9 protein-coding genes are annotated in these 8,132 nt (G+C 72.7%); 3 read left to right on the plus strand and 6 right to left on the minus strand.

The window, feature by feature from the left end:
* A partial coding sequence (locus N869_RS10840) for a Glu/Leu/Phe/Val family dehydrogenase (RefSeq protein WP_035061464.1) occupies positions 1 to 866 on the minus strand: 866 nt, incomplete at its 3' end.
* 38 nt (positions 867 to 904) lie between these two features.
* Positions 905 to 1,711, minus strand: coding sequence for an aldo/keto reductase (locus N869_RS10845; RefSeq protein WP_035061458.1), 807 nt, complete (start codon positions 1,709 to 1,711; stop codon positions 905 to 907).
* 124 nt (positions 1,712 to 1,835) lie between these two features.
* Here N869_RS10845 and N869_RS10850 point away from each other — a divergent pair, with 124 nt between their 5' ends.
* Positions 1,836 to 2,372 carry a flavodoxin domain-containing protein gene (locus tag N869_RS10850; RefSeq protein ID WP_232229705.1) on the plus strand — a complete coding sequence of 179 codons (537 nt, stop codon included), beginning with the start codon at positions 1,836 to 1,838 and terminating at the stop codon, positions 2,370 to 2,372.
* Between the two features lie 27 nt (positions 2,373 to 2,399).
* Here the strand turns inward: N869_RS10850 and N869_RS10855 are convergent, their stop codons facing one another.
* Both N869_RS10855 and N869_RS10860 read right to left on the minus strand, forming a co-directional pair.
* Positions 2,400 to 3,449, minus strand: coding sequence for a LacI family DNA-binding transcriptional regulator (locus tag N869_RS10855; protein ID WP_035061459.1), 1,050 nt, complete (start codon positions 3,447 to 3,449; stop codon positions 2,400 to 2,402).
* Between the two features lie 156 nt (positions 3,450 to 3,605).
* Positions 3,606 to 4,100: a DUF2505 domain-containing protein gene (locus N869_RS10860; protein WP_035061460.1), complete on the minus strand. Its 495-nt coding sequence runs from the start codon at positions 4,098 to 4,100 to the stop codon at positions 3,606 to 3,608.
* Positions 4,101 to 4,196: 96 nt separating this feature from the next.
* Here N869_RS10860 and N869_RS10865 point away from each other — a divergent pair, with 96 nt between their 5' ends.
* Complete coding sequence (locus N869_RS10865; RefSeq protein WP_052105428.1) at positions 4,197 to 5,684, plus strand: sensor histidine kinase; 1,488 nt, start codon at positions 4,197 to 4,199, stop codon at positions 5,682 to 5,684.
* A gap of 106 nt (positions 5,685 to 5,790) precedes the next feature.
* Here N869_RS10865 and N869_RS10870 read toward each other — a convergent pair whose 3' ends face one another.
* Positions 5,791 to 6,039, minus strand: a complete 249-nt coding sequence (locus tag N869_RS10870; protein ID WP_035061463.1) for a WhiB family transcriptional regulator — start codon at positions 6,037 to 6,039, stop codon at positions 5,791 to 5,793.
* A 201-nt stretch (positions 6,040 to 6,240) separates the two neighbouring features.
* Here N869_RS10870 and N869_RS17400 point away from each other — a divergent pair, with 201 nt between their 5' ends.
* Positions 6,241 to 6,690 carry a hypothetical protein gene (locus N869_RS17400; RefSeq protein WP_156968503.1) on the plus strand — a complete coding sequence of 150 codons (450 nt, stop codon included), beginning with the start codon at positions 6,241 to 6,243 and terminating at the stop codon, positions 6,688 to 6,690.
* A 28-nt stretch (positions 6,691 to 6,718) separates the two neighbouring features.
* Here the strand turns inward: N869_RS17400 and N869_RS10880 are convergent.
* Positions 6,719 to 8,132, minus strand: a 1,414-nt coding sequence (locus N869_RS10880; RefSeq protein WP_035061472.1) for an ABC transporter permease, incomplete at its 5' end; no start/stop codon positions are given.

An 8,132-nucleotide genomic window follows, 5' to 3' on the forward strand; every position in this document is an offset into this window, starting at 1 on the left:
TTGTCGAGGGGGTCGGCCTCGGCGAAGCCCACCACCGACCCGGTCCGCTCCACGTGCTCGACCAGGCCCGTGACGTCCAGGCCTCCGTCGCGGTGGACGGCGCCGTACTGGTCGCTGACGGCCACGACCCGGGACCCGGCGTCGGCGAAGATCACCGCGGCGTTGGCCCCCACCTTGCCGAACCCCTGGATCGCGACAGTGACCTGGTCCAGGCCCGTCCGTGCCTCGCGCAGGGCGGCCTCGGTCGTGTGCACCACACCCCGGGACGTCGCGGTGGCCCGGCCCTTGGACCCGCCGACCTCCAGCGGCTTGCCGGTCACCACCCCGGGGATGGTGTAGCCACGGTTCACCGAGTAGGTGTCCATCACCCAGGCCATCGTCCCTGCGTCCGTGCCGACGTCCGGGGCCATGATGTCCCGCTCGGGTCCGATCATCGGCATGATCTCGCTGGTGTAGCGGCGTGTCACCCGCTCCAGCTCGGCACGCGAGTAGTGCCGCGGGTCGATCGCGACCCCGCCCTTCGCACCACCGTAGGGGAGCTCCACGACCGCGCACTTCCAGGTCATCCACATGGCCAGGGCGCGCACCTCGTCGACGTCCACCGCCGGGTGGAACCGCAGCCCACCCTTGCCCGGGCCACGCGAGACGTTGTGCTGCACCCTGAACCCGTGGAACAGCTCGGTGCGCCCGTCGTCACGTCGTAGCGGCACGGCGACGTTGATCTCGCGGCGGGGCGTGGCCAGCATCGCGTGCATGCCCTCGCCGTACCCCAGGGCGTCCACGGCACCCGCCAGCTGGGCCTGGGCGGTGGCCAGTGCCCCGGGACGTTGCGGGGCGGCGAGGTCGTCCGGGGTCACGTCCGGCATCAGCGCCCGCACGTCGTGGGGTTCGGGTCCGTGGTCGGTCATGCGCCGGCCGGGCCTGGACCGAGCCTGTCGATGCGTGCGACCTCCTCGTCGCTCAACCCGAACCCCATGACGTCGAGGTTCGCCTCGATCCGCCCGGGGTCGACCGACTTGGGGATCACCACCACCCGGTGGCGCAGGTGCCACTTGAGGACCACCTGCTGCACGCTCACCCCGTGCGCCCCGGCGATCTCCACCAGGACCGGGTCGTGGGTGTCGGTTCGCTTGAAGGGTGAGTACCCCTCGACCGCCACACCGCGGGCACCGTGCTCGGCCATGACCACGGGGTCGAAGTCGGTGGGGCTCCACGGGATCTGGTTGAGGGCGGGGGCCTCGCCGGTGGCCTCGATGAGCTCGTCGATCTGCGCGGTGGAGTAGTTGCTCACCCCGATGGCCCGGGTGAGTCCGGCGTCACGAAGGTCTCGCAGCGCCTGCCACGTGCTGGGTGTGGCCTGGCGGTTCGGGGGCCAGTGCACGAGCCACAGGTCGACGTGGTCGGTGCCCAGGTGGCGCAGCGAGGACTCGAGGGTCTCGCGCTCACGCCCCGCGGCGTCCGGCGGCAGCTTGGTGGTCACGAAGACCTCGTCCCGGTCGAGCCCGGAGTCGGCCAGCGCCCTGCCGACCTGGTCCTCGTTGCCGTAGGCGGTGGCGGTGTCCACGTGCCGGTAGCCGACGTCGAGTGCGTGGCGGACGGCCCGGTAGCAGTCGTCCCGCTCCGCCTGCCAGGTGCCGAGCCCGAGCATCGGCATCGCGACCGGTGCCGTCGTGGTGCGCAGGGGAACGGTCGGGAGGGCAGCTCTGCTCATGGCTCTCAGTCTGGGGGACCTGAGGCCCAGGCGCGCGTCGTGGACGTTTGTGAGGCTGGGGGGGTCGGGCCACGACGGGGTGGTCCGACCCGAGGACCCACGCCCGCGCGGCTGGTCCACCGGCGTGAGGGAGGGGCACGAGATGAAGGTCCTGGTGGCGGTTGCATCACGGCACGGGTCGACACGCGAGATCGGTGAGGCGGTCGGTGAGGTCCTGCGCCGGTCGGGTCACCGCGCCGAGGTGGCGGACCCGGACGACGTCGACGGCCTCGAGCCGTACGACGCGGTGATCCTGGGGTCGGCGATCTACGTGGGCAGGTGGGCGGCGTCCGCACGCGCGATGGTCGACAGGCTGGCGCACGGGCTGGCCGCCCGTCCGGTGTGGCTGTTCTCCTCAGGGCCGGTGGGGACCCCGCCCGCACCCGAGGGGCAGCCCGAGGAGCTGGCCTCGGTCATGTCACGTACGGGGGCGCGTGGGCACCGGACCTTCGCCGGGCGTCTGGACACCGCGGGGCTCGGGGTGGCCGAGCGGGCGGTCGTCGCGCTCGTCCGCGCCCAGGAGGGTGACTACCGTCGCTGGCCGGAGATCGAGGACTGGGCCAGGCACGTCGCAGCGGACCTGCACGCCGAGGAGATCCGCACCGCGCGCGTCGCGTGGTGAGCGGGCGGCGGCCCGGGCCCGGGAGTGCTAGGCCGACGCCCGGACGACGACCTCTGCGCCGAAGATCCTCGGTTCGGTCGACGACGCGCCGCCGCTGATCTGGTCCAGCAGCAGCTCGCCCGCGATCCGGCTCATCTCGACCACGGGGTTGTTCATCGTGGTCAGGTGCGGCTTGGTCGAGACCGCCACACCCAGGTTGTCGAACCCGATCAGCCGGACGTCCTCGGGGACGCTGCGTCCGTGGGCCTGCAGGACGTCGAGGGCGCCGGCGGCCATGAGGTCGGACGCGGCGAACACGCCGTCGAGGTCGGGGTGCGCCGCGAGCAGGCGTTCCATCGCGGCCGCCCCGCCCGAGGACGTGAAGTCACCGCGCACCATCGCCTCGTCCGACAGGTGCGCGTCCTGGAGCGCCTGCCGCCAACCGGCGAGACGGTCCACCCCCGCTGCCATGTCCAGAGGCCCGGCGATGGTGCCGATCTTGGTGCACCCGACGGAGACAAGGTACTCGGTGGCGCGGCGACCACCGAGGTAGTTGTCGACGTCGACGTACTGCAGCCCCTCGGGGGTGCCCCAGGGGCGCCCGACGAACACGCACGGCAGCTGTGAGCTCGAGAGCACCTGCTCGAGCGCGTCGTCGCGGTGGTGGGAGACGATCACGGCCCCGTCCACGTGCTGGTTGCGCAGGTAGCGGGCCGTGCGCTGGGTCTCCTCGCCCCGCCGGGCGATCAGCAGGACCAGCTGCAGCTCGGTGGTGGAGAGCGCCGCGGTCAGCCCTTGGAGGGTGCCGGCGAAGTAGGGGTCGGTGAGCACGGTCTCGTCGGGCTCGGGGACGACGAGCGCCACGGAGTCGGTGCGCCGGGTGACCAGGGTGCGGGCCGCCCGGTTGGGGGTGTAGCCCAGCTCCTGGACCGCCGAGTCGACCGCGGCCTGCGCCTCGGGGCTGACCTTGAGGCCACCGTTGATCGCCCGGGAGGCGGTGGAGCGTGACACGCCGGCGCGCTCGGCGACCTCCTCGAGCGTGGGCGCGTAGCCCGCACCACCGGGAGAGGTCCTGGTCCGTGGCACCTGCGCGGTCATGGGTGGGTTCCTCTCCTGTGGTCCCGTGGCCGGCGCCGCACCGGTGCGGGAACGGTGGGGACACTCAGGTGAGAGCGATCCCACAGCATATGCATCTTCGGCCCCCGTGGGCGCCGCGTCAAGGACGCGTCGCAGAACGCGTCGCTGCGCCCGGCCTCACCGACCCAACCAGGCGGCACCGGCACGGGCCTCGGCCGCGAAGGCCTCGCGCACCGCACCGGCGGTGGCCTGCTCGACGGCTGCGCCGAACAGCGGGATCGACGCCTTGAGCTCACCGTCCACCCGGTGCAGCGTCCCACCCTCCGCAGCCGGCTCCAGGCGCATCCGACCGGACAGCCGGACCGGCACACCGGCGATCTCGATGACCACCGTGCCCCGGCGGACCCCGGTCTCGGGGGCCTCCCACGCCTCGACCTGGCGTACCTCGAGGTTGGACCCCACGAGGCTGCGGAACTGGGCGGGGATGTCGGTCGTGGGCAGCTGGCGGCGTGTGGTCACGGTGAACGACTCGGCAGCGCCACCCACCACGTCCACCTGCTGCCACGTGGCGCCGGTCGACCGCACCTTCTGGGTGACGAAGTCCTCGTCGGCGAGCATCTGGCCGACGAGGTCGACATCGGCGTCGTAGACGGCCTGGACGGACACGTGCACCGGTGCCTCCGGTCTCGAGGGGACGACGCCCAGGCTAACAACCCACGGGCCGGTCGCCGTCCACCCGGGGGGCACCACGCCGCATAGGCTCGGGACGTGTCCACCCTGAGCGACCTCGTCTCGCGTCACAGCGACCTCGGCCCTGCGGACGTGGAGTGGCTGCACCTGCTCGTCGGGGACTGGCAGATCATCTCCGACCTGGCGTTCGCCGACCTCGTGCTGTGGCTACCCACCAGCACCGGGGACTTCGTGGCCGTCTCCCAGGCGCGGCCCTCGACGGGAGCGACCGTCCACTACGACGACATCGTCGGGTCCAGCGCCCCCGAGGGCCAGCGTCCCCAGCTCGAGCGGGCGCTGGCCGAGGTCACCGTCCAGCGCTCGCGTGAGCCCCGGTGGTTCGGCAGCTACGCGGTGCGCGAGGAGGCGGTCCCGGTCGTCCACGAGGGCAGGGCCATCGCGGTGGTCGCGCGGCAGACGAACCTGGGTGGTGCGCGCACACCGAGCCGCTTGGAGCTGAACTACGTGGAGGCGGCCGACGACCTGGTCGCGATGGTGTCGCGCGGGGAGTTCCCGGCGTCCAACGCCCCGACCGGCCCGCGTCGCGGCGCGCCCCGCGTCGGTGACGGGCTGATCCGGCTGAACTCCGAGGGCGAGGTCCTCTACGCGAGCCCGAACGCCCTCAGCTGCTTCCACCGGTTCGGGGTGCTGGGCTCGTTGGTGGGCCGGTCCTTGGCCGAGGTCACCACGGAGCTGCTCGAGGAGAACAAGCCCATGGACGAGTCGCTGCCGCTGGTCGTCATGGGCCGGGCGCCGTGGCGGACCGACATGGAGGCGCGTGGGGTGTGCCTGTCGCTGCGCGCGGTGCCGCTGACCGACGGCGGTCTGCGGACCGGGGCGGTGCTGCTGTGCCGCGACGTCTCGGAGCTGCGGCGGCGGGAACGTGAGCTGATCACCAAGGACGCGACCATCCGCGAGATCCACCACCGGGTCAAGAACAACCTGCAGACGGTGGCGGCGCTGCTGCGCCTGCAGTCGCGCCGCATGACCAGCGCCGAGGCGCGCGACGCGCTCGACGAGGCGATGCGACGGGTGACGACGATCGCCCTGGTCCACGAGACCCTCTCCCAGACCCTCGACGAGACGGTCGACTTCGACTCCCTGGTCGATCGCAGTCTGCGGCTGGCGGCGGACGTCGCGTCGGCGGGGGCGTCGGTACGTACCGTGCGCACCGGGACGTTCGGCATGGTCCCGGCGGAGGCGGCGACCGCGCTGGCGCTGGTCCTGACCGAGCTCGTCACGAACGCCGTCGAGCACGGCTTCACCGGTCAGGGGACCGGAACGGTGGAGATCCTGGCCGAACGGGCCGGGTCGCACCTGCGGGCGGTGGTCAGCGACGACGGCGTGGGCATGCCGGCGCAGAAGGCGGGGGAGCGGACCGGCGCGGGCACGGGTCTCGGCACCCAGATCGTGGGCACGCTGGTGCGCAACGAGCTCGGTGGCACCATCGGGTGGCGACCGCGCGAGGGTGGTGGCACCCAGGTGGCCATCGAGATCGACCTGCACGACCGTCGCACCGAGCGCTGAACCCCGGGTGACGGCCCGGGGCCCGGTACGACGAAGGACCCCGGGCCGCCCGTTCAGGGGCTCCGGGGTCCTTCGACGTCGTGGTGCGGTGCTGATCAGGTGCGGTTCAGCCGGCCCGGCGGGCGCGGGCGGTGCGCCGCTTGAGCGCCCGGCGCTCGTCCTCGGAGAGCCCTCCCCAGACGCCGGCGTCCTGGCCGGACTCCAGCGCCCACTTCAGGCACGTGTCCGTGACCGGGCAGCGGGTGCACACGGCCTTGGCCTCCTCGATCTGGAGGAGGGCCGGGCCGGTGTTGCCGATCGGGAAGAAGAGCTCAGGGTCCTCGTCCAGGCAGGCAGCGCGGTGGCGCCAATCCATCAGTGTCTCCTCAGGCACGCGACAAGCCCGCCCCCCGTGACGGAGGGAAGGCTGATCAAGGTGGGGATCTTGCAGAACGTCCTATGACTGCGAACAAGCCTCACATGCGTACGGCAGGTGCACAAGGGGTTACAGGAGAATTTCCTCCCATGCCCTTGAGTGCTTGGTCACATCGGTTCGAGTCCACGTAGTCTCGTCACCGTGACCAAGCCGTCCCGACAGGCGACACAGCAGCCCGACGCCCCCCGGGACGTGCCCCGCGCGCTCGTGGTGGCCGTCGCGGGCGTGACCCTGGAGGCGCTGTCCCTGACGGTCCTGGCGGCCTGGTGGGTCGTGGGGATGATCAGGGTCGGCAGCCAGGCGCCGGCCGTGGGCATCTCCCTGGTGGTCTTCTGCCTGGCCATGGCGCTGGTGCTGGTCGCGGCGAGCCGCGCCCTGGTGCGCGGCGCCAGGCGGGCCCGGAGCCTGGTGGTGACCTGGCAGCTGTTGCAGGGCGCGGTCGCCGCGAGCATGGTGCAGGCGGGGGTCCTGTGGGCGTGGGCCGTGGTGGCGGTGTCCGTCGTGGTCGTGGTCCTCATGATGACCCGACCGGTGGCCGAGCACACCGGGGCGCTCGTACCACGCCCGGAGGAGACACGCCCGGAGCACTGACCCGGGACGCCGCCACCACGGCCCCCTCTCACTCCACGCCCAATGCCTGGACCGGGGGCGTCCTGGCCGCCGTACGGCCGGGGATCACCGAGGCCAGGAGCCCTGCGGCCAGGGCCACCACCAGCAGCCCGGTCAGGTGCGTCCACGGCAGGGAGAACGTCACCGTCCCCAGCTGGCCCAGGACGGTCTGCACCCCGATCCACCCGTACGCCGCACCGAGCGCGGTGCCCACCACGGCTCCCACCAGGGCGATCACCACACCCTCGACGGCAAGGGTTCCCCTCAGTTGCCGGCGCGAGAGACCGATCGCGCGCAGCGTGGCCGACTCCCGCCTCCGTTCGATCACCGAGAGCGACAACGTGTTGGCCACCCCGACGATCGCGATGACCACCGCGACGCCCAGCAGCCCGACCAGGACCGCCAGCAGCGTGTCGATGATCTGCTTGAACATCGCCCTCTCGACCGCGGACCCCTCGGTCGCCAGGGTCGTGCCGGTCACGTTGGCGGCAGCGGCGTCGACCTCCTCCACGACGCGCGGGGCCTGGTCGACATCGGTCAGCTGCGCCCACACCTCCGAGACGACCGGCAGCTCGCCCCGCAGCTCCTCTGCGGTGCCCGTGGTGAGGACCACCCGGTAGTCCCGGTAGTTCCACACCCTGACGGTGACCTCGACCGACGGCCCGTCCTGGGACACCTGCGCCCCGGTCTCGGACGGGGTGGGCGACGTCAGGCCGATGCGGTCACCGTCCTGCACCTCCCACATCCCCGCGACCCACGCGGGGACCAGGACCGTGCTGTCGTCCAGGTGCACTGCCGCACCGACCTCGCGCAGGACCTCCCGCAGGTCCTCGGCGTCGACCGCGACCGCGTCCTGCACCTCGTCCTGGTACTCACCGCGGTCCCCGTCGGGGCGCACGGTGAGCGCCCTCACCTCGGCGGACGCCGTGAAGTCGTCGCTGGCGGCGATGGTGGCGAGGATCGAGGCCGGAAGCTCCCCCACGGGGTAGTCCCCGGACCGCACCGCCAGGTCCACCGGGTACTCCGAGTCCAGCTCCTTGGCGAGCGTGGCCCGGGTGCTCTCCGCACCCGTGCTCATCATCGCCACCAGCGTCACGCCGATCAGCAGGGCCGCGCTCGTGGCAGCGGTGCGTCGCGGGTTGCGGCTGGTGTTGGCGACGGCCAGGCGGGCCGCCGGACCACCCCGGGACACCCAGCGTCCGGTCGTCCGGACCAGCCACGGGACCCAGAACACGGCGGCCAGGACGATCCCGACGAACGAGGCCGCGCCACCCATGACACCGAGCAGCAACCCCAGGGCGGGGTCGGCGAGCGTGCCGAGCACCGCGCCTCCCGCGAGTCCGGCGCCACCGCCGAGCACCAGCAGTCCCGACAGCCAGGCCCGCACCCGTCCGGCACGGTCCCCGACGCTCGGGCCCGACGGG

This window comes from Cellulomonas bogoriensis 69B4 = DSM 16987, from assembly GCF_000767165.1.
GTDB classification, from domain to species: domain Bacteria; phylum Actinomycetota; class Actinomycetes; order Actinomycetales; family Cellulomonadaceae; genus Actinotalea; species Actinotalea bogoriensis.